Source organism: Kitasatospora xanthocidica, from assembly GCF_014656195.1.
Taxonomy (GTDB): domain Bacteria; phylum Actinomycetota; class Actinomycetes; order Streptomycetales; family Streptomycetaceae; genus Kitasatospora; species Kitasatospora xanthocidica.
The window spans coordinates 24,397-49,456 of the sequence record NZ_BNBY01000023.1; the positions used below are offsets into that span (position 1 = coordinate 24,397).

The following is a 25,060-nucleotide window of genomic DNA, read 5'->3' on the forward strand; positions in this document are numbered from 1 at the left end:
ACCTTTCGCACGGTTGGCCGAAAAGGCTGCGTCCTACGGCCCGACGTCGGCCCGTGCGGGGAGCCGGGTCCGGAAGGTGGTTGCCCCGGGGGTGTCGAGGACGGTGAGGGTCCCGCCGTGGACGGTGGCGATGTCGCGGGCGATCGGGAGGCCGAGGCCGGTGCCGCCGTCGTCGCGGCTGCGGGCGTCGTCGAGGCGGGCGAAGCGCTCGAAGATCTTCTCCCGGTCGGCGGGGTCGATCGGGGGGCCGTCGTTGGCGACGTCGAGGAGGGCCTGCCCGGTGGCCCGGTCGAGGCGGAGGGTCACGGTGACGCGGTGTCCGGCGTGGCGTTGGGCGTTGTCGAGCAGGTTGGTCAGCAGGCGGCCCAGCCACAGGGGGTTCCCGTGGACGGCGACCGGCGCGGGTGCGTGGACGGTGACCGGGTGGGGCTCGTGGCCGCGGGCCGCGACGGTGGCGCGGACGAGGTCGGTGAGGTCGACGGGTTCGTGGGGCCAGTCGTGGCCCGTGGCGTCGAGGCGGGCGAGCAGCAGGAGGTCGGTGGCGAGGGTCTGGAGCCGTTCGGTGTCCTCCAGGGCGCCGGCCACCAGGCCGCCGCGGACGTCCGGGTCGGGGTGGGTGCGGGCGACTTCGAGCTGGGTGCGCAGGACGGTGAGGGGGCTGCGCAGTTCGTGGGAGGCGTCGGCGATGAAGCGGCGTTGGCGGGCCCCGGCGGCCTCCAGCCGTTCGAGCATGGCGTTCATGGTGCCCGCGAGGCGGGCGATCTCGTCGTCGCTGCGGGGTTCGGGGACGCGGCGGTCCAGGTCGCGGTCGCCGATGGCGGCCACCTCGGCGCGGATGGCTTCCACCGGGCGGAGGGCCCGGCCGGTCGCGCGCCAGGTGAGGGCGCCGACGGTGAGCAGCAGGACGGCGCTCAGGGCGGCGAGCGCGGCGGTGGTGAGGTCCTCGGCGGCGTCGACGGTGCGCAGCGACGCGCCGACGTGGATGGTGACGGGGCCGGTGGGGGTGGCGGCGGTGACCGTGGTGACGCGCTGGTGGTGCTCGTCGCCCAGGGCGCCGAGGTTGAAGGTGGTGTGGCCGTCCCGGCGGTGGGCGGGTGTGAGGGGGGAGTGGCCGGCGAGGTTCTGGCTGGCGGCGACGACCCGGCCGTTCGCGTCCACGACCTGGATGAAGTCGGTGCCGTGGTCGAGCGGGAGCGGGCTGGCGAGGTGTCCGTCGGTGGCGAGCCGGGCGACGGCCAGGGCCTGTTCGCGGGCGCCGGTTTCGACGGTGCGTTCCAGGTTGGCGCGCAGCAGGAGGACGACGGCGGCCGAGGCGACGGCGAGGACCACGGCGACGCTGAGGCAGGCGGCGAGGGTGGTGCGGGCGCGGACCGAGCGCGGGGTCAGCCGGTCGGCGAGGGCCGCGAGACGCGGGTGCCGGTCGAGGCGGCGGTGGGCGGCCGCGCGGACGCGGGCGGCGAGGCGGGCGAGGGGGCGGCCGGGGACGCTGGCGAGCGGGCGGCCGAGGGTACGGCCGGGGGTGCGGTCAGCCACCGTCGGCCGCCAGCCGGTAGCCGGCGCCGCGCACGGTCTGCACCGCCGCCCGCCCGTAGGGGGTGTCGATCTTGCGGCGCAGGGCGCTGACGTGGACCTCGACGGTGTTGGGGTCGCTGTCGAGGGCGCTGTCCCAGACCGCGTCGAGGATCTCGCGCTTGGAGACGGCTTCGCCGGCCCGGCGGGCGAGGTGGTCGAGGATGGCGAACTCGCGGGGTGTGAGGGCGATGGCGGTGCCCCCCCGGGTGCAGGTGCGGGCGGCGGAGTCGACGACGAGGTCGCCCAGGACGGTGCGCCTGGGCGCGCGGCTGCCGATGCGGCGGGCGAGCGCCTTGAGGCGGGCGACGAGGACGACGAAGGAGAACGGCTTGGACAGGTAGTCGTCGGCGCCGGTGTCCAGTGCCTCGGCCTCGTCCCATTCGCCGTCCTTGGCGGTGAGCATCAGGATGCCGACGTCGCTGCCCGAGGCCCGCAGGCGTGAGCACACCCGGTAGCCGTTCAGGCCGGGCAGCATGATGTCGAGGACGACCACGTCGTAGGCGTGGTCCGTGGCCTTCGCCAGGCCGGTCAGCCCGTCGTGGGCCAGGTCGACGGTGAAGCCCTCCGCGGCCAGCCCGAGCTGAAGGGCTTGGGCCAGCCGACGTTCGTCCTCCACCACCAGTACGCGCATACCCACCAGGGTGGCAGGTCCCGGCGGCGGGGAGCTGAAGACCCCTTCAGGTCTTCAGCCGATCTTCAGCAACGCCCGGACATGCTGAGGCCATCGCCCGGGAACGGTCCCGGGCCGTTCGAGGAGAGGGGTGGGTACCGTGAGCGAGCCCATGGAGGCCGGGGAGCCGCTGGAGCCGCAGAAGGCCTCGGGCCGGACGCGTACGGGGCTGGGGCGGGCCGGGCGCTGGGTGCGCCGGCGCTCCGGGCGCTGGGTCGCGGTCGGCGCGGCGGTGGTCGTGCTCGGGGGCGGCGCCGTGGCGGTGGCGGTTCACCATCACGAGGGCGAGGGCCACGGTGACCGCAAGCTCGCGGGTGAGCGCGAGCGGCCCGACGGCCGGGACGGCAGGGACGGCCATGAGCGTGGTGCACACCACCGAGGCGGCAACGGAGAGCACGGGCAGGGTACGCACGGCGCGCCGGCGCCGCTGCCGGCGACCGGTGCGGGCGACGCGGTGGCCAAGGCCTCCTCGGCGGTGCCCGGCGGCAAGGTGGAGTCGCTGTCCCCGGCCACCGAGCAGGGCGGCGGCCGCGCCTGGCAGGCCGTGGTCGTCGGTCCGGACGGTGTGCGACACCTGGTGACCGTCGACGGCACCGACGGCACGGTCACCGGCAACACCGTCCTGGGCGGTTGACCCACCCGTCCCGTCGGCGCGGCCCCGGGCCGCGCGTCATCGAAAGGAGCGCCGTCGTCTTGGGCGCCACGACAGTCCCCCAGCGGACGCATCCGGGTCAGGGCGCGTCCGCCGGGCCCGCCTGGAGCAAGGTCCCGCAGGTCACGGCGGTGTTCTGGGTGGTCAAGATCCTCACCACCGGGATGGGCGAGACCACCTCCGACTACCTGGCCCGGGTGCTGGGGCCGGTGCCGGCCGTCGGCTCGGCCGCCCTGCTGCTGGCGGCCGTGCTGTTCGTCCAGGCCCGTGCCCGCCGCTACGTCCCGGTCGTGTACTGGGCGGCGGTGGTCATGGTCAGCGTGTTCGGCACCATGGCGGCCGATGTCGCGCACGTCGCGCTCGGCGTGCCGTACGCCGTGTCCGCGGTGGCGTTCGCCGTAGCCCTCGCCCTGGTGTTCGTCCTGTGGCGGCGCACCGAGGGGACCCTCGCGGTGGAGACGGTCGCCGGCGGGCGCCGTGAGGTCTTCTACTGGTGCGCGGTGATGGCCACCTTCGCGCTCGGCACCGCCGTCGGTGACCTGACCGCGGCCACCCTGGGCTGGGGCTACCTGCCCTCCGGGCTGCTGTTCGCCGCGCTGATCGCGCTGCCGGCACTCGCCCACTGGCTGTCCGGCCTCTCGCCCGTCCTCACGTTCTGGTGGGCCTACGTCCTCACCCGGCCGCTGGGCGCCTGCTTCGCCGACTGGGCCGGGGTCAGCCACGAGCGCGGCGGCCTCGACCTCGGCACCGGCCCGGTCAGCCTCACGCTCGCCGTGGTCATCGTGGCGGCCGTGGTGTGGCTGACCACGGCCGAGCGCCGCGAACCCCGAGCATTGGCCTGAGGACCGCCCCTTCACCCGCCCGGCCAAGCCGCCCGGCCAACCGGCCCGGCCAACCCGCCACCCGTCCGACCCGCCACCCGTCCGACCCACCACCCGTCCGACCGATCCGCTCCCGCGAAAGGGCGCCGCACGCGATGAACCTGTCGTCGAGCCTTCTGGCCGTCAACCCGTTGGACGCGGGATCACTCCTCGGCGCGTTCGGCGCCCTCGGGATCGCCGTGGTGCTGTTCGCCGAGACCGGCCTGCTGGTCGGCTTCTTCCTGCCCGGCGACTCGCTGCTGTTCACGGCGGGCCTGCTGTGCACCACCGGCACCCACGGCGGCCCGCACCTGGACCTCGCCCAGGTCCTCGCCGCCTCGGCCGTCGGCGCCCTCGCCGGCGCCCAGGTCGGCTACCTGCTCGGCCGCCGCGGCGGCCGGGCCCTGCTCGCCCGCTCCCGCAACAAGCGCCTCCACGAGGGGGCGGCGCGGGCCGAGGAGATCCTGCACCGCTACGGGCACGCCAAGGCCGTCGTCCTGGCCCGCTTCGTCCCGGTGGTACGCACCGTCCTCAACCCGCTCGCGGGCGCGCTCGGCGTCAGCGCCCGCACCTTCACCCTCTGGCAGGTCGTCGGCGGCCTGGTCTGGACGTTCGGACTGGTCCTCGCCGGGTACGCGCTCGGCTCCTCCGTACCGAACGTCGACCACTACCTGCTGCCCATCGTCGCCGTCGTGGTCGTGGTGTCCCTGCTGCCGCTCGTCCTGGAACTGCTGCGCTCGCGCCGCCGGGACGGCAGGCGCTGACGGCCGGCGCCCTGGCACCCGCCCCCGAATACCCGCGTCGTCCACGCTCCGACCGTTACCAGCGTCCCTCACCTGCCGGTGGCCAGCCCTGCCCGGGGGCCTGCCGGCCGGGTGGAGTCGCCGCGGGCCGCAGGGGGGTGACCCGGGCGGTGTCCGAGGAGGTGCGGAGCGTCTGCGTCGCGGCGGGCAGTCGGGTGGCCGCGGGGGAGGGTACGGGGGCGTGGGCGGGGACCCGATCCAGGCGTAGGACGAAGTTCGGGTAGTCCAGCGGCTTGCCGGGGAAGTCCTGGTCGCTGCTGGTCAGCAACTGGCCGAGGACGCCGTCGCGTTCGAGGAGGGGACCGGGAATCACCCGCACGTTGGGTCGCCATCTGCGGTCCCACGGCAGGTACTCCAGCGACAGCGTCCAGCTCTCCTCGTCCACGGCCAGCGTGGCGCCCGGCCGGCCGGGGAGCACCCGGGTCCCGTAGGGGCCGCGGACGACCGCCCGTTGCTCGAAGTCGGAATTCCGCGTGAGCACGGTGATCCTCCACGGGCCGTGGAATGTGAGCATGGCCGCGTTCCTGACGTCGTCGCGCGCCGCCGACCGGCCCGCACCCGACCTGGTCCACGGCTCAGCACCGCAGGGGCGTTCACCCGGGCGGCGAGGAGGGCGGCGTGGACGGCCCGACGGCGGGCAGAGCCGGAGCCCGGGTGCGGGGGCGGCCCGGGGCGGATGCGAGGGTAGGCCTCGTGAACGAGACGATCATGGCAACCGCCCGCGAACGAGCCGCCCGGCACCGGCGCGCGTTCGACCTCCGCTTCGAGGCCTACTTCGCCGCCCTGCCCGAGCGCCTCGACACACCGCCGCTCAGCCGCTTCACCCCGCGCTGCCTGGAGCTGCTGCGGGACCTCTCGCTGCGCGGCGGCAAGCGGCTGCGGGTCGCCCTGCTGTACGAGGCCGCCCGGCTGGTGACCACCGACCCGGTGCCCGGCCTGGCGGAGGCCGCGCTGAGCATCGAACTGCTCCAGACGCACGGGCTCGTCCACGACGACATCATCGACGACGCGCCCGTACGCCGGGGCGGCCCCTCCACCTACTACGCCTACCGCGAGGAGTTCCCGGAGGCGGACCGCACCGCACTCGGCCTGGCCGTCCTGGCCGGGGACCTCGCCGCCTTCCTCGCGATGCGGGTCCTGCTGGAGGCGGACGTCCCGGCCGAGCTGCGCCAGGCGATGCTGGAGGTGCAGCTGAACGCCGGCGCCCAGACGGTCGCCGGCCAGATCGTCGACCTCGAACGCGACTTCCGTCCGCTCCCGGACGAGGAGTTCCTGCACACCGTCTGCGAGTACAAGTCCACCCGGTACTCCGTGCTCGCCCCGCTGCGGCTGGGGCTGCTGGCGGCCGGCGAGGACCTGGCCCGCCACGACGCACGGCTGCGCCGGTACGCGACGCTGGTCGGCATCGGCGGCCAGCTGCGCGACGACTACCTCGACCTGTTCGGGGACGAAGGCGCCACCGGGAAGTCCACCGGCGCCGACCTGCGTGCGGGGCGTCGCAGCTACGCCGTGACCGCTCTGCTGGCGGGCGCGGACGAGGCGCAGCGGGCCGTGGTGGAGTCCGCGCTCGGGGACCCGCACTGCCCCGCCGAGACGGTCGAGCGCGTCCGCGAGCTGGCCCGGCTGCTGGGCGTGGACGGGAAGCTCCGCTCGGACATGCGCCGCTGTGCCGAGGCGGCCCGTGCCGAAGCCGAGGGCTGGCGCCCGCACTGGCGCGCGGAGGCGGTGGCCTTCTTCGAGGGCCTGCCGCTGTCGAACGTGGTGCCGGGCGGGTGAGCGGGCGGGTGAGTGGGGGCCCGGGTTCCGAAGAGCCCTCGCGTCACCGAGGGGCCTTCGGCTTGCCCGGGCCGGGTCAGAGCTTGAACATCGCCGTGTACGGGTGGGCGATGCGTTCCTGTCGTGCGCCGAAGTCGACGAGTACCGCGATGTCGCCCTGACCCTCGACGCCGATGACCCGGCCGAGGCCGAATCCGTCATGGGTGACCCGGTCGCCGACGGCGAAGTGCTTGCGTGGTGGCTCCGCCGGTCTCTTGAAGGGGCTGGTGGGCAGGGGGCGGCGGCCTGCAGAATAATTTGTCATTCCCACCAGTATGCGCCCGGAAACGTCGGCGTGGGCCGCTCCGGCGCGGTCGAGACCGAGTCGGTACCGCATCACCCTTCCCGGGGATCCCGCGGCCCCCGAGGGTGCGGCGGCAGGCTCAAAGGGGCTGGTCCGCACGCGTGTTGACCGTCCTCCCGGACCGCTGCCGGCCGTCGCGGGGGGAGGCCCCGGAAAATCGGGGGTGAAGCGTCCCACCACGGCGGGCCGCGGCCTGCTACAGTCGACTTAGTTGCAGTAGTGGTTCCCATGAACTTTGTGTGCGCCTGCTGATGTATTGCAGGCGCATTTTTTGTTCCCCGGTTCTTCCGGTGGGCACTCCATGCGGTGACTCGAAGTTCGCACGGTGCGTGCTTCGGACAGCCTTGAAGGAGATATTTAATGGCTAATGGCACTGTGAAGTGGTTCAACTCGGAGAAGGGCTTCGGCTTCATCGAGCAGGAGGGTGGCGGCCCCGACGTCTTCGCCCACTACTCGAACATCAACGCCAACGGCTTCCGTGAGCTGCTCGAGGGCCAGAAGGTCGAGTTCGACGTCACGCAGGGCCAGAAGGGCCCGCAGGCGGAGAACATTCGCCCCCTGTAGTTCTGCTGTGAGGGCATCCGCCTGAGCAGTGAGGGGCCCGCACCGCGCATGCGCGGTGCGGGCCCTTCGGCATTCCCACGGCACCTCGCGATTTCCGCGACACCTCGCGGCCTGCGCCGACGCCCGGGCCGTGGGGCCTTTCTGCTGAACTAGACTCGGCACATGATCTTCATTGTCGTGAAATTCCAGGTCAAGCCCGAATACGCCGAGTCGTGGCCGGCCCTCGTGGAGGACTTCACGCGCGCGACCCGGGACGAGCCCGGCAACCTGTGGTTCGAGTGGTCGCGCAGCGTCGAGGACCCGCACACCTACGTCCTCACCGAGGCGTTCCAGGACGGTGCCGGTGAGGCGCACGTCACCTCGGACCACTTCCGGGCCGCGATGGAGACCATGCGTCCGCTGGTCGAGCGCGCGCCGCAGATCGTGAGCACCGTCATCGAGGGCGCCGACGGGTGGTCCAAGATGGGCGAGCTCGGTCTCGACTGAGCGCCGACGGCGCCGACGAGCGCCGACGAGGACCGGACGAACCGGCGTGACGGGGTTCCCGTCACGCCGGTTCGGCTTCTCCCGGCGCGCGGGCCTCAGCCCGTGATCGGCCTCAGCGCGGCGGTCATCGTCGCCGCCATGCCGGAGGCGCCGTTGTAGGAGCCGACGGTGGCGTCGTGGTAGGCGTTCACGATGTCGTCGCCGGCGACCTGGTTGCGGTCGCCGATGATGACGGTGCCGTAGTTGCCGCCGGTGGCCTGGGCGGCCTCCATGGCGGCACCGGCCACCCCGCTCCCGCCGTTGTGGGAGCCGACGGTGGCGTCGTTGCCGGCGTTGATGATGTCGTAGCCGGCGACCTGGTTGTCGTCGCCGATGATCACCGTCCCGTGGTTGCCGCCGGAGACGACCTCGGCGCTCGCGGCGGTCGGTACGGCGGCGAGGCCGGCGGCGGCGAGCAGGACGAGCGTCCGGGCGATGTGACGGTTCATGGGGGATTCTCCGCTTCTGTCAGTAGGTGTCCCTGGGCGGGCGAGAGGTGACAGTAGGCGGAGCCCTCCGGACGGCGGGTGATGGTCCGCCGCCCGTGGTGTGTCGGGCGGGGCCGCCGGGGGCCGGTCGGCTCAATCGCCCCGGTGCAGCGGCCTTCCGAGGGGAGCGCTCGCGACCCTGACGAGGGTTCACCCGTCCGGCTGGCCGACGGCGCGGCAGACGGGGGAGCCGCGGCGGAGCCGGGCTAGGGTCGGCGGGGCCGGTCCGCCCCACCACCGGGCGCACTCCGCCCACCACGGGAGAACGATGCCGAGGGTCCCCAGTCTCCGCTCGCGGTGGATGAGCGCCGCCGCCGGGCTGGCCGTGGTCGCCTCCGCCCTCGCGGGCTGCGGAAGCGGCGGGCAGGGCGGCCCCGTCACGCTGAACTGGTACAACTTCCCGGACGACTCCGGCGCCCTCCAGCAGGCGGCCGACCGCTGTGGGCAGCGGTCCGGCGGGCGCTACACCATCCGCTACAACAAACTGCCGCGCGGCGCGGACGGCCAGCGCCAGCAACTGGTGCGCCGGATGGCGGCGCACGACACCGGGGTCGACATCCTGGGCCTGGACGTCACCTGGCCCGCCGAGTTCGCCGAGGCCGGCTGGATCCGCGAATGGGCCGGCGAGGCGCGCGAGCGGGGCACCGCCGACACGCTCGACGCGGCGGTGCGCACCGCGACCTGGCGGGGCCGGCTGTACGCGGTCCCGTACAACTCCAACACCCAACTCCTCTGGTACCGCGACGACCTGGTGAAGACCCCGCCCAGGACCTGGGCCGAGATGCTGGCCGCCGCCGAGGACCTGGCCCGCGCGGGCAAGCCGCACCGGGTGGAGATCCAGGGCGCCCAGTACGAGGGGCTGACGGTCTGGTTCAACACGCTGGTCACCAGCGCCGGAGGGTCGATCCTCACCCCCGACGCGCAGGCGCCCTCGCTCGGCGCACCGGCTGTCGCGGCCGCCACGGTGATGCGGGACCTGGCGAGGTCCGTCGCCGCCGACCCCTCGCTGCCCAACCAGATGGAGGACCAGAACCGGCTCGCCATGGAGTCGGGCACGGCCGCCTTCGAACTCAACTACCCGTTCGTCTACCCCTCGATGAAGGCCAACCGGCCCGAGCTGTTCCCGCACTTCCGCTGGGCCCCGTACCCCGCCGTCACCCCCGACCGGCCCGCCAGCGTCACCATCGGCGGCATCGACCTCGCGGTGGGCGCCTACAGCCGGCACGCCGAGCTCGCCTTCGAGGCCACCCTGTGCCTGCGCGACCGGGACAACCAGCTCACCAACGCGCTGGAGGGCGGCCTCCCGCCCTCCCTGCGCAGCCTCTACCAGGCGGCGGAACTCACCCGCAGCTACCCCTTCGCGGCCGAGGTGCTCGCCGCCCTGGACTCCGCCGGCCTCCGCCCGCAGACCCCGGCCTACCAGAACGTCTCCATCGCCGTCTCCCACACCCTCTCCCCGCCCGCCGACATCCGCCCGGAGAACGACGTGGCCGACCTCCGGGGGCAGATCCAGGACGCCCTCGGCTCGAAGGGGCTGATCCCGTGACACCCGTGACACCCGCGACACCGACCGCCGGAGCCCGCGCCGACGCCCCCCGGAGACCGGCCGGTCCGTCCCGCGGCGCCCGCCAGGAACGCCGGCTCGGCCTGCTGCTCTGCGCCCCGGCCGTCCTGGTGATGCTCGCCGTCACCGCCTACCCGATCGGCTACGCCGTCTACCTCTCGCTCCAGCGCTACGACCTGCGCTTCCCCGCGCAGGCGCACTGGGTCGGGCTCGCCAACTACGGCGCCGTGCTGACCTCGACGTACTGGTGGCAGGCGCTCGGCGTCACCGTGCTGATCACCGCGGTGTCGGTCGCCGTCGAACTGGTCCTCGGACTGGCGCTCGCCCTGGTGATGCACCGCGCCGTCTTCGGCCGGGGCACCGTCCGCACCGCCGTCCTGGTCCCGTACGGGATCGTGACCGTCGTCGCCGCCTACTCCTGGCAGTACGCCTGGACACCGGGCACCGGTTACCTGGCCGCCCTGCTGCCGGAGGGCAGCGCCCCGCTGACCGAGCAGTGGCCCGCCGTCGCCCTGATCGTCCTCGCCGAAGTGTGGAAGACCACCCCGTTCATGGCCCTGCTCCTGCTCGCGGGCCTCGCGCTGGTGCCCGAGGAGACCGTCCGGGCGGCGATGGTGGACGGCGCGGGCTTCGGGCAGCGGCTGCGCCTGGTGATCCTGCCGCTGATGAAGCCGGCGATCCTGGTCGCCCTGCTCTTCCGCACCCTGGACGCCTTCCGGATCTTCGACAACATCTACGTGCTGACCGGCGGCTCCAACGACACCGGATCGGTGTCGATCCTCGGCTACGACAACCTCTTCACCGCGCTCAACCTCGGCATCGGCTCGGCCGTCTCGGTCCTGATCTTCGGCTGCGTCGCCCTGATCGCCCTGGTCTTCGTCAAGCTGTTCGGCGCGGCCGCCCCGGGCGCCGGACCGGAGCGCCGATGAGCGCCCGTCCGAGCACCCGCCTGAGCACCCGTCAAGCCCGCAGCCTCACCGGCTGGGGCATCGCCAACCTGGCCGTCGTGCTCTACGCGCTCTTCCCGGTCTGGTGGATCGTCGCGCTCTCCTTCAAGGACCCGGCCACCCTCTCCGACGGCGACTTCGTGCCGCGCACCTGGACCTGGGCCAACTACCGGGGCATCTTCCGGACCTCGGAGTTCACCCGGGCCCTGGTGAACTCGATCGGGATCGCGGTGATCGCCACCACCGTCGCCGTCGTCCTCGGCACCATGGCCGCCTACGCGGTGGCCCGGCTGCGCTTCCCCGGCAAGCGGCTGCTGATCGGGGTCTCCCTGCTGATCGCGATGTTCCCGCCGATCTCGCTGGTCTCGCCGCTGTTCGACATCGAGCGGGTGCTCGGCCTCTTCGACACCTGGGCCGGGCTGATCATCCCGTACATGACCTTCTCGCTGCCGCTGGCGATCTACACGCTCTCGGCGTTCTTCCGGGAGATCCCCTGGGACCTGGAGAAGGCCGCCAAGGTCGACGGCGCCACCCCCTGGCAGGCGTTCCGGCTGGTCATCGCGCCATTGGCGGCGCCTGGCGTGTTCACCACCGGCATCCTGGTCTTCATCTTCTGCTGGAACGACTTCCTGTTCGCGATCTCGCTGACCTCCACCACCTCGGCCCGGACCGTCCCGGCCGCCATCGCCTTCTTCACCGGGAGCTCCCAGTTCGAGCAGCCGACCGGCTCGATCGCGGCCGCCGCCGTGATCATCACGATCCCGATCGTCGTCTTCGTGCTGCTGTTCCAGCGCCGCATCGTCGCCGGGCTGACCGCCGGCGCAGTCAAGGGCTGAGGCCCGCAGGACCCACAGGACTCGCAGGACCCACAGGATGAGACCGCCCCACCCGGCGGACCAGGAAGGCGGACCGTGGCCGAGATCGTCCTCGACGGCATCACCAAGCGCTACCCGGACGGCGCCCTCGCCGTCCGCGGCGTCGACCTCACCATCGCCGACGGCGAGTTCGTGATCCTGGTCGGCCCGTCGGGCTGCGGCAAGTCCACCACGCTCAACATGATCGCCGGGCTGGAGGACATCACCGAGGGCACCCTGCGGATCGCCGGACAGGTCGTCAACGACCGCGCGCCCAAGGACCGGGACATCGCGATGGTCTTCCAGAGCTACGCCCTCTACCCGCACATGAGCGTGCGCGACAACATGGGCTTCGCGCTGCGCCTGGCCAAGGCCGACAAGGCGACCATCGCCGCCAAGGTGGAGGAGGCCGCGCGCATCCTGGACCTCACCCAGCACCTCGACCGAAAGCCCGCCAACCTCTCCGGCGGCCAGCGCCAGCGGGTCGCGATGGGGCGGGCGATCGTCCGCGACCCCAAGGCCTTCCTGATGGACGAGCCGCTCTCCAACCTCGACGCCAAGCTCCGGGTCCAGATGCGCACCCAGATCGCCGCGCTCCAGCGCCGCCTCGGCACCACCACCGTCTACGTCACCCACGACCAGGTGGAGGCGATGACGCTGGGCGACCGGGTGGTCGTCATGCGGGCCGGCGTCGTCCAGCAGGTCGGCTCGCCGCAGGAGCTGTACGACGAGCCGGTGAACCTGTTCGTGGCCGGGTTCATCGGCTCGCCCGGCATGAACTTCCTCGGCGCCGCGCTCGCGGAGAACACCCTGCGCACCTCGCTGGGCGCGCTGCCGCTGGACGACCGCACCCGGCGCGCGCTGGAACGCGCGGACGCGCCGCGCGACCTGATCGTCGGCATCCGCCCCGAGGACTTCGAGGACGCCGCCCTGGGCGAGCACACCGGCGGGGCCGTCTGCACCGTCACCGTCGAGGTCAGGGAGTCCGTGGGCTCGGACGTGTACGTCCACTTCGCGGAGGAGGGCGGGCCGGTGCCGACCGAGGAGCTCGCCGAGCTCGCGGCCGACTCGGGCCGGGCCGACACCGGCCTGCAGGAGCACCGCGTCGTCGCGCGGCTGAGCACCGCGACCCGCGCCGCCGAGGGCGGCCCGCTGGACCTGTGGGTCGACACCGCGCGGATCCACGTCTTCGACCCCCGCACCGGGGCCAACCTGACCCACCCGGAACGCGCGGCGGGGTAGCCGGTCACCCCGGCTCGGGAGCCGGGCCCTCGTCACGGAGGGCACCGCGGTGGTGTCAGGCTGCTCCGCCCTGCTGGCGGCTCATCCAGTCCGCGATGGCCTCCTCGGTGCGGGCGAGCTCGTCGGTGGGGCTGAACTGCAGCAGCTCGGTGCCGGCGTCGACGTACGGGCGGTGGCCCGGCGGCTGGTAGAAGGCGTCACCGGCCTCGTACACCTCCTCCTTGTCCCCGGAGACGAAGCGCAGGCGGCCGGCGATGACGTAGCCCCAGTGCGGGCACTGGCACGACCCGTCGGGCAGGGCCTGCAGCGGGCCGTCCAGGTCGGCGTCGGCGGCGAAGGAGACGAATTCGACGGTGTACCCGTCCATCTCCTCGCGGCGGTCGGTCACCGGCCCGAACTCCTGGACCCGCGTCGCGGATTGCTTGGAAACCTTCGGCATCGGTACGGCTCCTCTCGGTGACGACCCCCGAGACTTCCCGTCATGTCGAGTCGACCACCCCGGACGGCCGGGCGCATCCGGGGTGGGGAGGGCCGGGGGTGTCAGGCGCTTGGCGCCGGGGAAGGCCGGCCTTCCTGAGGTGAGCCGTCCCTTACTCTCTGCGATTCGTTGTTCCACGGTCATCAGCTGGTGCTTTCCCCGGCCGGGCGGACGGCCACGAGCAGGGCCAGGGCCGCTGCCTGGACGAGCGCCACCGTCGCGACCAGGGCCGGCACCGACACCTCGTACAGCGTGCCGGTCAGGGCGCCGCCCGCGAGGGTCGCGACGCCGACGACGGCGGCGAACACGCCGTAGGCGGTGGCGCGGTGACCGGTCGGCACCAGGTCGGCGACGGTGGCGCGCAGCGTCGACTCCTGCACGCCCATCACCGCTCCCCACAGCAGGACGCCGGCGACCACGGCGGCCCGGGTGCCGCTGAAGGCGAGCGCGGTCATCGCGGCGACCAGCACCGGCAGCACCGCGAGGACCCGCGGGCCCACCCGGTCGTACAGCCAGCCGGTGGCGAGCGCGACGACGGCGTCGGCGAGCATCGCCGCCGCGTACAGCACCGGCACCAGCGACGCGGACACCAGGTGACGGTGGACCAGGTGGAAGGAGACCACGCCGAAAGTCGCGAAGCCGGTGGTCGTCGCCGCGGTGAAGGCCGCGTACACCCAGAACGCCCGGGGCAGCCGGGCGCGCCGGCCCGCTTCGCCGTCCGCCGGGCGGGTGGCGGCGGGCTCGTAGCGGGCGGGCTCGGGCACCCGGGCGCGCAGCCACAGCAGCAGGGCGAGCGCCGCGACGCCCGGGACGGCGAGGACGCCCAGCGCGGGCCCGTAGCCTCCGGTCACCGCCAGCACCCCGGCCACGGTCAGCGGGCCGATCACCGCCCCGAACTGGTCGAGCGCCTCGTGCACCGCGAACCCCCGGCCCCGGCCGGTGGCGGCGGTGGCGTGCGAGAGCAGGGTGTCCTTGGCGGGGGACCGTACGGCCTTGCCGACCCGCTCGGCCACCACCAGCACGCACGCCGCGGTGAGCGTCCCGGCCACGCCCAGCAGCGGCACGGCGGCGACGGTCAGCGCGTACCCGGCGACGGTCAGCGCCCAGAACCGGCCGGTACGGTCCGCCAGCGGCCCGGACAGCAGCCGGAGTCCGAGGGCCGCGGCCTCCCCGGCGCCGGTGACCACGCCGACCACCAGCGCCGACGCGCCCAGGGAGGCCAGCAGCGGGCCGGTGACGGACCGGGCGCCCTCGTAGACGAAGTCCGCGAGGAGGCTCACCACACCGAACCAGACGACGAACCGCCACGGCCGCAGGCCCGGCGACCGCTCCGCCGGGGCGGCGGGCCGGTCCGGCCCCGAGGGGTCCGTGCCGGGGTCCCTGCCGGGGTCCGTTCCGGGGTTCGTCCCCACGATGCCTCCGCGATCGCCGAGCCGGTGAACGACGGCTCCCGGCCCGGGCCGTTGCGTGCGGGTGCGGGTGCGAGACCGGCGCGGGATCGGGATCGGCCTCACGATAGCGGAGCCCGCGGGCCGTTCCCGGTACCGGCCGAGGTGCGTACGGGCGGGAGCGGGAGTTGGCTGGAACCACGGGGTTCCGGACCGCGACGCAGCGGCCGGGAGTGAAGGGAGCGGTGTCATGGCTGTGGTGATGTCGATGCGCTGGGCCGGGGTCACCCCCGGGCAGTACGACACCGTGCGGGACGCGGTGCGGTGGGAGGAACTCGCGCCGGCCGGCGCGCACCTGCACGTCGCCTGGTTCGACGCGCAGAGCCTGCACGTGACCGACGTGTGGGAGTCCCAGCAGGCCTTCGAGGCGTTCTTCGCCGAACGGCTGGCGCCCGCGGTCGAGAAGGCCGGCATCGCCGGCGAGCCCGAGGTGGCGTTCAGCTCGCTCCACCGGCGGTTCATCGTCGAGGGCGTCACCGGCGCCGCGTGAGCGCGGACCGCGGGTGCTCCCCGTGGGCACCCGCGCCGCCGTGACGCGGCACGTCAGCAGCCGCCGGGAGCCCGTCGGGACCACGGGCGGGCCCGTTCCAGCTGCCCGGCGAGGCGCAGCAGGGTGGCCTCCCCACCGGGTCGGCCGAGGACGTGCACACCGATGGGCAGGCCCGTCGCGGAGCGGTACAGCGGGACGGACATCGCGGGCGCCCCGGTGAGGTTGGCGACGACGGCCGGGAAGGCGACGAACGGCGCGGCGGCGCGCGCGGTGCGCCAGGGGTCGTCCTCGGTGGAGGTCATCTCGCCGAGCGGGAGCGGGGGTCGGGCCAGCGTCGGGGTGAGCCAGAGGTCGTACCGGGTGAGGAACCCGGCGACGGTCCGGGCGAAGGACTGCAGGGTGGTGACGGCCAGCAGGTAGTCGCCCGCGGAGACCCGGCGGCCGTGCTCCCAGGAGGCCCGGGTGTACGGCTCCAGCTCCTCGGGCCGTGGCGGGCGGCCGAGTTCGCGGGTCCAGTAGGCGACGATCCAGGCCATGGCGGCGCCGAAGACGGTACCGATGGCGTCGCTCACCTCGTCGGTGAGGCCGGGCAGGTGCGCCTCGGCCGGTTCGTGTCCGAGGCCCGCGCACAGCCGGACTGCGTCGTCGAGCGCGGCGGCGCAGTCCGGGTGGACGGGGTGGCCGCCGGCGGTGCGCAGGCTGTACGCGATCCGCAGCCGTCCGGGCTCCCGGTCCACCTCGGCGCGGAACGGACCGGCCGCCGGGGGAGCGGGGTACGGGTCGCCCGGCTCGGGCCCGGCGACGGCGTCCAGCAGGGCGGCGGAGTCGCGCACGGTGCGGGTGAGGGCGTGCTCGGCCGCCCAGCCGCCGAAGGCGTCGCCGTACGCGGGGCCCAGCGGCACCCGGGCGCGGCCGGGCTTGAGGCCGAACAGGCCGCAGCAGGAGGCGGGGAAGCGCAGCGAGCCGCCCGCGTCGTTGCCGTGGGCGGCCGGGACGAGCCGGGCGGCGACGGCCGCCGCGGATCCCCCGGAGGAGCCGCCGGTGGTGCGGGTCCGGTCCCAGGGGTTGCGGGTGGGGCCGTGCAGCAGCGGCTCGCAGGTCGGGCTCATGCCGAACTCGGGGGTGTTGGTCTTGCCGAGGAGGACCAGCCCGGCGGCGCGCAGCCGCCGGACGAGTTCCTGGTCGCGGCGGGACACGTGGTCGCGAAGGAAGGCCGAGCCCTCGGTGAAGCGCACCCCGGCCTGCTCGGTCGCGAGGTCCTTGAGCAGGTACGGGACACCGCGGAACGGGCCGTCGGGCAGCCCGGCGCGGACCTGGTCCAGGGCGCGGTCGAAGGCGGGCGTGATCACCGCGTTGAGGCCCGGGTCGAGCCGCTCGATCCGGGCGATCGCCGCGGTGACCAGCTCCTCGGCGCTCACCGTCCCCGCGCGCACCAGGGCCGCCTGGTCGGTGGCGTCGAGCGCGGTCAGGGCGTCGGCGTCGGAGGCGGTGAGCGTGGTCACGGCCGGGCCTCCAGGAGGATGTTGAGCGGTGCGCTGTCCTCGGCGACCCGCCGGACCCGGGTGAACCCGCCCGCCGCGAGCACCTCGCGCAGCCGGGCCTCGCCGGCCATCGTGCCGAGCGCCGCGGCGCCGGTCTGGGCGAGCGAGGACGGGGTGCAGACCAGGGTGGAGATCGCGTAGCCGACGCGGGCGTACGGGTTGGCGAAGTCGTCGGCGAAGCGGTCGGCGGCCAGCGGCTCGACGACCAGGACGGCGCCGCCCGGTGCGAGCGCGGCCCGGGCGTGCGCGGCGGCGGCGACCGGGTCGCCCATGTCGTGCAGCGAGTCGGTGAAGGTGACCAGGTCGTAACCGTGGCCGGGGAAGCCGGCGGCGTCGGCGACCTCGAACGCGGCCCGTCCGTCGAGCCCGGCCTCGGCGGCGGCCGCGCGGGCGTGGGCGACGGCGGAGTCGTCGGGGTCGAAGCCGGTGACGGTGGTGCGCGGCCACCGCTGAGCGATCAGGATCGAGGACAGGCCGTGGCCGCAGCCGATGTCGGCGACCTCGGCGCCCGCTTCGAGCCTGGGCACGATGCCCTCGACGGCGGGGATCCAGGCGGCGATCAGACCGTGCACGTAGGCGGGGCGGGTGAAGCGCTCCTGGGCCAGCCCGAGCGCCGGGTGGTGCTCGCCCCAGCCCATGCCGCCGCCGGTGCGGAAGAAGCCCTCGATCCGGTCGAGGTCCGCCCAGAGCGCCGTGAGGCCGGGGAAGACGCCGATCAGCGCGGTCGGGGACTCGTCGTCGGCGAGGACGGCGGCGTACGCGTCGGTGAGGGTGAAGGTGTCCGCCGCGGGGTCGTAGTCCAGGTAGCCGGCGACAGCGACGCCGCGCAGCCACTCCCGGACGTACCGCTCGACCAGGCCGGTGCGGTCGGCGAGCGCGACGGGGGTGAGGGGGCCGGCCCCGGCCAGGGCGCGGAACAGGCCGAGCCGGTCGCCGAGCACGACCAGCGGTGCGGTGCAGTTGACGCCGAGCTCGCCGAAGACGTGGCCCACGGCGGCTTCCAGTCGCTCGGGGTCCACCGTCGTCCCGGACGGGGTCGGGGTTTCGGTCGATGTGGCCATCTCGATCACCTCTTGGGAAGTCCTGGTGACCGGGAGGCGTGAGGAACCGCCTCACACCCCGTGAGGCGGACGGTGGTCGGGAGGGCGGCCGGTCGTCGGGAGGGCGGACGGTCAGAGTCGCCAGCGCACCGGTTGCTCCGGGCGGTAGGCGCAGGACCGTCCGGTGGTCACGGAGGCGGCGAGGTGCCGGCCGAGCTCGGGGTGCTCGCGTTCGATGTGCCGCAGGGCGTCCCGGATCCGGGCGGTGACGGTGGTGCGGGCGCGTTCCCCGGCGTCGCCGAGGCGGCGGGGGCGCCCGCCGAGGCCGTAGGCGCCGCGCAGCTCGGCGACCAGCGCGTCGCGCTCCCGCTCGGCCCGGTCCAGCCCGGGCAGGTCGTCGCGGTCGCGGGCCTCGGCGATCTCCTCGTCGAGGCGCTCCAGCCGGGCCCGGTAGGCGACGCGGGCCCGTTCGTCGGCGCGTTCGTCGCTGCCGGTGGGCGGGAGGTCCTCGCCGCCCAGCAGCCGGGTGGCGGGGAGCTCCCGGCCGGGGGAGGAGAGCAGCAGCGCCAGGTCGTGCAAGCCCTTGGCGTCCTTGAGGACCACCGTGCGGCCGCGGTACCCGAGCGTCCACAGCTGCCCGTCCCGGTGGAAGACGTGGTCGTCGTCCGTCCGGGCCAGCGCGGCGCGGGCCCCCTCGCGCAGCCAGTCCAGGCCCAGCTCGGCGGCGGTGGCCTGAGCCTGGCCGAGCAGCAGCCGGCCGCGTTCGCCCGAGGGCTCGTGGGCGCACAGTGCCCGGCCGAGTTCCAGCCGGGCCCGGACCGCGAACGGCCGGGCGCCGAGCCGGTCGGCGGCGTCCAGGGCGTCCGTCAGGTGCCGGACGGCCTCCGGCCCGTCGGCGGCCAGGCCCAGGTAGAGCGCCACCGGGCCCAGCACGGCGACCCCGCCGCCGACCACGATGGTCTCCTCCGCGTACGGGAGCAGCCGCCGGTAGCGGTCCGCGCGCACCTCCGGCACGTCGGCCGCGACGGCGATCTCCACGTCGAAGGCCAGACCGGCCAGCGCCCGCCAGCGGAAGCGGGACAGGTCCTCGGCCGGGGGCAGGGCCCGCAGGACGGCGGCGGCCGCCTCGGTCTCGCCGGCCGCCAGGTGGTCGAGGCAGCGCCAGTGCGGCAGGAACTCGGGCGGCAGCCCGGCCTCGCCGTACTCGGCCAGGGTCGCCGAGACACCGGTCGGCCCCGCCCGGGCCAGCGCACCGGCGATCCGCTGGGTGGCGGCCACCCCGGCGCCGTCCGGTTCGCCGATCGCCTCGGCGAACTCGGCGGCCTCGTCGGACAGTTGCTCGGCCTCCCGGAAACGGCCGCGGAGCAGGGCCCAGGCGGCCTCGCGCGAGCGGACCAGGTATCGGGCGCGCGGCAGCCGGCACCGCCCGGCCGCGTCCGCCGCCCGGTGCAGCGCCTCCGCCGCACCCGGGTCGGCGAGTTCCAGCAGGGCCACGAAGCGGCACAGGGCGCCCTCGAACTCCAGCGCCGCGTCCCGCGCGTCCACCGCCGCCGCCACCAGGCCGTCCGCGAGGGCCAGCCGGCGGTGTGCGGTGCCCGGCGCCCACTCGACGTCGTGCCGCGCGAACAGCGCGGTGGCCAGCGCGTGCGGATCACCGGCGGCGCGCGCCCGGTCGGCCGCCCGCCGGGCGAGTTCCCGGGCCAGGTCGGGCTCCCGCTCCGGGCCGTCGGCCAGCTCCCTGGCCAGGGCGGCCAGCACCTCGGCGTGCACGGCCGGGTGCGGCCCGCCGGCCAGGGCCGCCTCGGCGCGCTCCAGCCAGCCGACCACCACACGCGGCGAGTCACCGCTGCGCACGCCCGCCTGGTGCAGCCCCAGCGCGGCCGCCGCCAGCAGCTCGGGCCGGTTCCCGGCTCGGGCGGCCGCCTCGGCGAGCCCGGCGAACCGGCGGGCGGCCGAGTCCCGCGCCCCGGCGCGCAGCTCCGCCCCCGCCAGGGCGGCGCGCAGCCGCAGCGCCGCGGGATCGTCCGGGGCGGTGAGCCGGACGGCCTGGTGCCACCAGCGGGCGGCCTCCTCGTACGCCAGCAGGCCCATGGCCTCCTCGGCGGCCAGGACGGCGTGACGGACCGCGGGCTCCACCGGGCCGAACGGCAGCGCCTGCCCGTGGTGCCAGGCCAGCTCGGCCGGTCCGGCGGTGCCGGCCAGGGCCCGCGCGGCGGCCAGGTGGGCCTCGGCGCGGCGGGCCGGATCGAGCCGGGCGACGAGCTCCTCGCGGAAGAGGTCGTGGACGAAGCGGTAGCCGTCGGGGCCGTCCCGGGCGACGATCCGGGCGAGCAGGGCGGGCTCCAGCAGGCCGGGGACCTCGGCGGCGGGCCGCGCGGTGACGGCGGCCAGCCCGGCGACGGTGAAGGTGCGGCCGAGCACCGCGGCGCCGCCCAAGGCGCGGGCCGTGCGGTCCGGCAGCCGGGCCAGGCGCCGGGCCACCGTCTGGCCGACGGCGGTGGGCACGGTCGGGTTGTCGCTGCCCGCCGGGTTGCCGCTGCCGGCGGCGCGCAGCCGGGCGACCTGCTGGACGAAGAAGGGGTTGCCGCCGGTCCGCCGGTGCACCAGGGAGGCGGTCTCGGCCGTCGCAGGTGGTCCGCAGCGGTTCAGCAGCGTTCCGACCCCCGTCGCGTCCAGGCCGCCGAGCAGCACCACCTCGGCGCCGGGCAGCGCTGGCAGCGGGTGCCCGGCGGGCAGTTCGACGTCCCGGTAGGTGCCGATCAGCAGCAGCGGCTCGTGCCGGGCGCGCCGGCCCAGGTGGCCGAGCAGCAGGACCGAGGCGGTGTCCGCCCACTGCAGGTCGTCCAGGACCACGACCAGCGGGCGGCCGTCCCGCAGCAGCAGACCGGCGATCCGGTCGAACAGGGCCAGCCGGGAGTCCTCGGCGGCGGCCGTGGCCGGCTCCCGGGGCGTGGTCGGCTCCGGGACGGTGGTCGGCTCCGGGACTGCGCCCGGCTCCCGGGCCGTGGCCGGATCCCGCACTGTGACCGGCGCCCGGACGAACGGCTCCGCCCGCCCGGTGACGGCGCGCACGACCTGCTGCCAGGGCCAGAGCCCGGGCGCGGCGCCGCCGTCCTCGCAGCCTCCCCACACCGCCGTCAGCCCGGCACCGCGGGCGTAGCGCACGACCTCGGCGGCGAGCGCGGTCTTCCCGATCCCGGGCTCCCCGGCCAGCAGCACCAGGGCGCCGCGGCCGGCGGCGGCGTCGTCCACCGCACGGCACAGGGAGGTCAGCAGCGCCGCCCGGCCGACGAGGTCCGACTCAACCGGCGAGCCCACACCGGCATTCTCCCACCGGGGCGGCCGGGTGCGCCGGGCGCGTCAGGCGCGCCGGGTGGACGGCGGGCGTCGGGCGGGTCGGCGTCGGGTGGGTCGAGGGCGTCGGGCGGGTCGGCTCCGTCACGCGGAGCCGGTCTCCGGGCGGACGATGACCACCGGGCAGGCGGCGTGCTGCGCGCAGCGGGTGCTCACCGAGCCGAGCAGGGCGCGGGTGAAACCGCTGTGGCCGTGGCTGCCGACGACCAGGATCTCCGCGCCCCGCGAGGCGTTCAGCAGGACGTCCGAGGGGTCGCCCAGCACCATCGTCGTGCGGACCTCCACCGGGCGGTCCGCGCCGAGCACCGTCCGGAGCTCGTCGGTGAACCGCCGCTCGGCGAGGTCCCGGTCGAAGGACATGTCGACCACCGGCGCCGACCAGCCGACGCGGCTCGGCGGCTCCCACGCGCCCACCGCGTCCACGACGCCGCCGATCAGCGTGGCGTGCCGGAGCGCCCAGCGCAGCGCGGCGTGCGACGACGGCGAGCCGTCGACGCCGACCACCACGCGGGGAGCGGAGTCGTGCGCGTCCATGTGCCACCGTCCTGTCGGTCGTCGCCCCTGCCACCACGGTGCGGGCCGTCCGGAGCCGCCGCCAGCACGGGTCCGGCACCCGGGTGACGGTCGCGGCGGCCCCGGGTGCGGGCTCAGCCGGCCAGGCCGGATAGCACCTCGGCGCCCGGCAGCCGCGCCAGTGCCCAGCCGGGGAGGATCAGCTTGCCCCGGCGCCGACCGCTGCCGACCAGGACGTACGGGGCCGCGGCCACCGCCTCGTCGATGAGCAGCGGCCAGCCGGCGGGGAGGCCGACGGGGGTGATGCCGCCGTACTCCATGCCGGTCAGCTCGACCGCGGTGTCCATCGGGGCGAAGGAGGCCTTGCGCGCGCCCAGGTGGGTGCGGACCGTCCGGTTGACGTCGACGCGGGTGGTGGCCAGGGCCAGGCACGCGGCGTGGGTGATCTCGCCGGCCCGCTTGGCGGCGACCACCACGCAGTTCGCGGACAGCTCCGGCGGGGTGTCGTAGGCCTCGCAGAACACCGCGGTGTCGGCCTTCCCGGGGTCGGTGTCCACGTAGAGCACGGAGGTGGCGGCCTCCCGGGCGTCCCAGTTCTTCAGGGCGTCGGCCACCGGGCCGGCGAGGTCGTCGCCGACCTCCAGTGCCGCGAAGGCGGCCGGGAAGGATCCGAAGGGCGGGGGTACGGGCTCACTCATGCCCGGACTGTAGCGCGGCCGCCCGGTGGTGCGGGCGGCCACCGGGGTTCCGCCGTCCGGACCACCTACCCCCAGTACCCGGTGTGCGGGGCGGCGGCCTCCTCGTACAGGTGCGGCCCCGACGCCTCCACGGTGTTGCCGCCGGCCGCGAAGACCTGGCGGCACGGCAGGTCGAGCACCGGCTCGTCCGGGTCGACCCCCGCGATGGCGTTCAGCTCGGTGGCGGAGAGCGCGTAGACGACCCGTCGGATGCCGCTCCAGTAGATCGCGCCGGCGCACATCGCGCAGGGCTCGGTGCTGCTGTAGAGGACGGCCCCGGTCAGCTGGGCCGGGGCGAGCGTGCGGGTCGCCGCCCGCACCAGGTTGGTCTCCGCGTGGGCGGTGACGTCGCGGTCGGACAGCACGGAGTTCTCGGCGGTGAGCAGGACCTTCCCGGCGGGGTCGGTGAGCAGCGCGCCGAAGGGGTGGTTGCCGTGCGCCCGCGCGCTGTGCGCGAGCTCGATGGTGGCGAGCAGGTGGGCGCGGGTGAGTTCGTCCATGGCGTGTTCCTCCGGGATGCGCGGGTGGTGGCGTTAAACGTATAACGAAGGGCGTTGCCCGGAAACGGCCCGGCCGTGGCCCCGTACGAGGCAGGATGCCCGGGTGAACGCGATCATGCATGCCGCCGAACGGCTGCTGGCCACCCGGCTCTCCGACCCCGTCGACCTGGGTGGCAGCCGGCGCACCACCGTGCTGCGCTGCCGGACGGCCGACGGACGGAGCGTCGTCCTCAAGGCCTACACCGGCGGGTCCGACGCGCTGCGCGGCTTCACCGCGGAGGCGGCCGGGCTCGCGCTCGGACTGGCCGGCCCGGAGGTGCTCGGGGTGGACCCGGAGGTGCCGCTGCTGGTCCTGGCGGACCTCGGCGACGCGCCGACCCTCGCCGACGTGCTGCTGGGGGACGACCCGAAGGCCGCCGAGGAGGGGCTGCTGGCCTGGGCCCGCGGGCTCGGCCGGCTGGCCGCCCGCTCGGTGGACCGGCGCGCGGAGCTCACCCGGCTGTGGGCGCGCTACGACCGGGGCATGCCGAGCTGGGACGACGAGCCGTGGATCCCGCGGGTCGTCGCCGCCCTCCCCGGCAGGCTCGAAGCGGCCGGGGTCACCGCGCCGCCCGGCCTCGCCGACGAGCTCGCCCGGATCGGGACGGCGGGCGGGGAGGAGTACCCGGCGTTCAGCCCGGGGGACACCTGCCCGGACAACAACCTGCTCACCCCGGACGGCCTGCGGCTGATCGACTTCGAGGCGGCCTCCTTCCAGTCGGTGTTCCTGACCGCGGCGTACTGCCGGATGCCGTTCTCCACCTGCTGGTGCGTCTTCGCCCTCCCGGCCGGGCTCGCCCGGCGGATCGAGGAGGCGTACCGGGCCGAGGTCGTCCCGGTCTACCCGGCGCTGGCCGAGGACGCGGTGTGGGAGGCCGGGATACGCGAGGCCGTCGTGGTGTGGACGGTGAGCGCGACCGCGAGCCTGCTGCCGCGGACGGTCGAGGACGGCCCGATGCACCGCACCCGGCGGCCGGTGGCGACCAGGCGCCAGGTGCTGAGGCACCGCTGGGAGACGGCGGCGGCGCTGGAAGGGTTCGCCGCGTCCCCCGGGTTGCCAGCGTTCGCCGCGTCCCCCGCGTTCACCGAGACGATGCGCCGGCTGCTGCGGGACGTCGCCGGCGGCTGGCGGGTCGACCCGCTGCCGGGCTACCCCTGCTTCGCGCACCGGGAACCGTCGGACACGCCCTGAGCGCCCGGTCAGTCGTACGGGACGACGGCGACCGGGCAGTGGACGTGGTGGATCGCGGCGTGGGCCACCGGGCCGAGGTGGTGACGCCGTGGCATGCGGTGGTGGCGGCGGCCCAGGACGAGCAGCCGGGCCGTCGCCGCCGCGGTCACGAGCTCGACGGCGGGCTTGCCCCGGACGAGGTCGGTCGTCACGGCCACCTCGGGGTGGCGGGCCCGCCAGGACTCCAGGGCCTCGGCGAGATCCGCCCGTTCGCCGGCCGACACCTCGCCCTCCAGCCCGCCGATCGCGCCGTAGGACATGTGCTCGCTGCCGGCCGGCGGCGCCCAGACGTGCACCACGCGCAGCGGCGCCGAACGGAGCGCGGCGGCCTCGAAGGCGAAGGCCAGCACCGGCTCCGCCGGGCGCGCCAGGTCCAGGCCGACCGTCACCGGGCCGCTCGCCTCCTCCTCGCCGGCCCGGACCAGCACCACCGGGCAGTCGGCGCGGCGCAGCACCTCCTGGCTGACCGAGCCGACCAGGAAACCGCGGAGGGTGCCCAGGCCGCGCGAGCCGAGGACCAGCACGGCCGCGCGCCGGGCGGCCTCCTCCAGCGCCTCGGCGGGGTCGGTGGTCACCGACGAGGAGGAGACCGCCACCCCGGGCGCCAGGGCGCCGAGCTCGGCCTCGCGCTCGGCGAGCCGGGCCAGCGCCCGCTGGTAGCTCTGGTCGCTGCCGACCACGTCGTGCTTCGGCCAGGGCCAGGCCTGGAGGAGCTCGACGGGCAGGCCGCGGCGGTGCGCCTCGCGGGCGCCCCACTCGGTGGCGGTCAGGCTCTCGGGCGAGCCGTCGAAGCCGACGACCACGGATCCGGTCATGGCGTCCTCCTCGG

At 75.2% G+C, this 25,060-nt stretch carries 26 protein-coding genes; 12 read left to right on the forward strand and 14 right to left on the reverse strand.

Annotation, left to right across the window (positions count from 1 at the left end):
* Positions 1–33 precede the first annotated feature (33 nt).
* Complete coding sequence (locus IE332_RS30135; RefSeq protein ID WP_229929037.1) at positions 34–1,533, reverse strand: sensor histidine kinase; 1,500 nt, start codon at positions 1,531–1,533, stop codon at positions 34–36.
* Positions 1,526–2,203, reverse strand: coding sequence for a response regulator transcription factor (locus tag IE332_RS30140; RefSeq protein ID WP_189922515.1), 678 nt, complete (start codon positions 2,201–2,203; stop codon positions 1,526–1,528). The genes IE332_RS30135 and IE332_RS30140 overlap by 8 nt, the downstream gene beginning before the upstream one ends.
* Positions 2,204–2,342: 139 nt before the next feature.
* Between IE332_RS30140 and IE332_RS30145 the strand changes: the two genes are divergently transcribed.
* From IE332_RS30145 to IE332_RS30155, 3 genes are all read left to right on the forward strand, one after another.
* Positions 2,343–2,876: a PepSY domain-containing protein gene (locus IE332_RS30145; protein WP_189922517.1), complete on the forward strand. Its 534-nt coding sequence runs from the start codon at positions 2,343–2,345 to the stop codon at positions 2,874–2,876.
* Positions 2,877–2,935: 59 nt separating this feature from the next.
* Entirely contained in the window at positions 2,936–3,736 is an 801-nt protein-coding gene (locus IE332_RS30150; RefSeq protein WP_229929038.1) for a COG4705 family protein, read from the forward strand.
* Positions 3,737–3,870: 134 nt separating this feature from the next.
* Positions 3,871–4,518 (forward strand): DedA family protein, encoded by a 648-nt coding sequence (locus IE332_RS30155; protein WP_189922520.1) that lies wholly within the window; start codon positions 3,871–3,873, stop codon positions 4,516–4,518.
* Positions 4,519–4,573: 55 nt separating this feature from the next.
* On the opposite strand, the gene IE332_RS30160 is transcribed toward IE332_RS30155, so the two are convergent.
* Positions 4,574–5,038, reverse strand: a complete 465-nt coding sequence (locus IE332_RS30160; protein ID WP_189922522.1) for a hypothetical protein — start codon at positions 5,036–5,038, stop codon at positions 4,574–4,576.
* A gap of 227 nt (positions 5,039–5,265) precedes the next feature.
* Here IE332_RS30160 and IE332_RS30165 point away from each other — a divergent pair, with 227 nt between their 5' ends.
* The gene (locus tag IE332_RS30165) at positions 5,266–6,333 is read left to right on the forward strand and encodes a polyprenyl synthetase family protein (RefSeq protein ID WP_189922721.1); all 1,068 of its coding nucleotides are present in this window, start codon (positions 5,266–5,268) and stop codon (positions 6,331–6,333) included.
* A gap of 76 nt (positions 6,334–6,409) precedes the next feature.
* Here the strand turns inward: IE332_RS30165 and IE332_RS30170 are convergent, their stop codons facing one another.
* The gene (locus tag IE332_RS30170) at positions 6,410–6,637 is read right to left on the reverse strand and encodes a hypothetical protein (protein ID WP_189922524.1); all 228 of its coding nucleotides are present in this window, start codon (positions 6,635–6,637) and stop codon (positions 6,410–6,412) included.
* A gap of 399 nt (positions 6,638–7,036) precedes the next feature.
* Between IE332_RS30170 and IE332_RS30175 the strand changes: the two genes are divergently transcribed.
* On the forward strand, positions 7,037–7,240 hold the full coding sequence (locus IE332_RS30175; RefSeq protein ID WP_045694210.1) for a cold-shock protein: 204 nt from the start codon (positions 7,037–7,039) through the stop codon (positions 7,238–7,240).
* Positions 7,241–7,402: 162 nt separating this feature from the next.
* Positions 7,403–7,726: a putative quinol monooxygenase gene (locus IE332_RS30180; protein WP_189922526.1), complete on the forward strand. Its 324-nt coding sequence runs from the start codon at positions 7,403–7,405 to the stop codon at positions 7,724–7,726.
* A 95-nt stretch (positions 7,727–7,821) separates the two neighbouring features.
* Here IE332_RS30180 and IE332_RS30185 read toward each other — a convergent pair whose 3' ends face one another.
* The gene (locus IE332_RS30185) at positions 7,822–8,214 is read right to left on the reverse strand and encodes a hypothetical protein (protein ID WP_189922527.1); all 393 of its coding nucleotides are present in this window, start codon (positions 8,212–8,214) and stop codon (positions 7,822–7,824) included.
* Positions 8,215–8,554: 340 nt separating this feature from the next.
* Here IE332_RS30185 and IE332_RS30190 point away from each other — a divergent pair, with 340 nt between their 5' ends.
* From IE332_RS30190 to IE332_RS30205, 4 genes are all read left to right on the forward strand, one after another.
* Positions 8,555–9,799, forward strand: coding sequence for an ABC transporter substrate-binding protein (locus tag IE332_RS30190; RefSeq protein ID WP_189922529.1), 1,245 nt, complete (start codon positions 8,555–8,557; stop codon positions 9,797–9,799).
* Positions 9,796–10,746 (forward strand): carbohydrate ABC transporter permease, encoded by a 951-nt coding sequence (locus IE332_RS30195; RefSeq protein ID WP_444542947.1) that lies wholly within the window; start codon positions 9,796–9,798, stop codon positions 10,744–10,746. The genes IE332_RS30190 and IE332_RS30195 overlap by 4 nt, the downstream gene beginning before the upstream one ends.
* Positions 10,743–11,600 (forward strand): carbohydrate ABC transporter permease, encoded by an 858-nt coding sequence (locus IE332_RS30200; RefSeq protein ID WP_189922531.1) that lies wholly within the window; start codon positions 10,743–10,745, stop codon positions 11,598–11,600. Before IE332_RS30195 ends, IE332_RS30200 begins: the two co-directional genes overlap by 4 nt.
* Before the next feature lie 75 nt (positions 11,601–11,675).
* Complete coding sequence (locus IE332_RS30205; protein WP_189922533.1) at positions 11,676–12,860, forward strand: ABC transporter ATP-binding protein; 1,185 nt, start codon at positions 11,676–11,678, stop codon at positions 12,858–12,860.
* Between the two features lie 55 nt (positions 12,861–12,915).
* Here the strand turns inward: IE332_RS30205 and IE332_RS30210 are convergent, their stop codons facing one another.
* Complete coding sequence (locus IE332_RS30210; protein ID WP_189922535.1) at positions 12,916–13,299, reverse strand: cupin domain-containing protein; 384 nt, start codon at positions 13,297–13,299, stop codon at positions 12,916–12,918.
* A 182-nt stretch (positions 13,300–13,481) separates the two neighbouring features.
* Positions 13,482–14,750, reverse strand: a complete 1,269-nt coding sequence (locus IE332_RS30215; protein ID WP_229929039.1) for an MFS transporter — start codon at positions 14,748–14,750, stop codon at positions 13,482–13,484.
* 226 nt (positions 14,751–14,976) lie between these two features.
* Here IE332_RS30215 and IE332_RS30220 point away from each other — a divergent pair, with 226 nt between their 5' ends.
* Complete coding sequence (locus tag IE332_RS30220; RefSeq protein ID WP_189922539.1) at positions 14,977–15,276, forward strand: hypothetical protein; 300 nt, start codon at positions 14,977–14,979, stop codon at positions 15,274–15,276.
* 53 nt (positions 15,277–15,329) lie between these two features.
* On the opposite strand, the gene IE332_RS30225 is transcribed toward IE332_RS30220, so the two are convergent.
* The 6 genes from IE332_RS30225 to IE332_RS30250 all read right to left on the reverse strand — a co-directional run bounded on the left by IE332_RS30225 (position 15,330) and on the right by IE332_RS30250 (position 22,961).
* Positions 15,330–16,778, reverse strand: a complete 1,449-nt coding sequence (locus IE332_RS30225) for an amidase (protein ID WP_229929040.1) — start codon at positions 16,776–16,778, stop codon at positions 15,330–15,332.
* Positions 16,775–17,878, reverse strand: coding sequence for a methyltransferase domain-containing protein (locus tag IE332_RS30230; RefSeq protein ID WP_189922541.1), 1,104 nt, complete (start codon positions 17,876–17,878; stop codon positions 16,775–16,777). The genes IE332_RS30225 and IE332_RS30230 overlap by 4 nt, the downstream gene beginning before the upstream one ends.
* 111 nt (positions 17,879–17,989) lie before the next feature.
* The gene (locus IE332_RS30235; protein WP_189922543.1) at positions 17,990–21,175 is read right to left on the reverse strand and encodes an ATP-binding protein; all 3,186 of its coding nucleotides are present in this window, start codon (positions 21,173–21,175) and stop codon (positions 17,990–17,992) included.
* 120 nt (positions 21,176–21,295) lie between these two features.
* Complete coding sequence (locus tag IE332_RS30240) at positions 21,296–21,745, reverse strand: universal stress protein (protein ID WP_189922545.1); 450 nt, start codon at positions 21,743–21,745, stop codon at positions 21,296–21,298.
* A gap of 113 nt (positions 21,746–21,858) precedes the next feature.
* Positions 21,859–22,422, reverse strand: a complete 564-nt coding sequence (locus IE332_RS30245) for a YbaK/EbsC family protein (protein WP_189922547.1) — start codon at positions 22,420–22,422, stop codon at positions 21,859–21,861.
* 65 nt (positions 22,423–22,487) lie between these two features.
* Positions 22,488–22,961, reverse strand: a complete 474-nt coding sequence (locus tag IE332_RS30250) for a nucleoside deaminase (protein ID WP_189922549.1) — start codon at positions 22,959–22,961, stop codon at positions 22,488–22,490.
* A 103-nt stretch (positions 22,962–23,064) separates the two neighbouring features.
* Between IE332_RS30250 and IE332_RS30255 the strand changes: the two genes are divergently transcribed.
* Positions 23,065–24,192: a hypothetical protein gene (locus IE332_RS30255; RefSeq protein ID WP_189922551.1), complete on the forward strand. Its 1,128-nt coding sequence runs from the start codon at positions 23,065–23,067 to the stop codon at positions 24,190–24,192.
* Positions 24,193–24,200: 8 nt separating this feature from the next.
* Here the strand turns inward: IE332_RS30255 and IE332_RS30260 are convergent, their stop codons facing one another.
* Positions 24,201–25,046: a universal stress protein gene (locus IE332_RS30260; protein WP_189922553.1), complete on the reverse strand. Its 846-nt coding sequence runs from the start codon at positions 25,044–25,046 to the stop codon at positions 24,201–24,203.
* Positions 25,047–25,060: the final 14 nt, after the last annotated feature.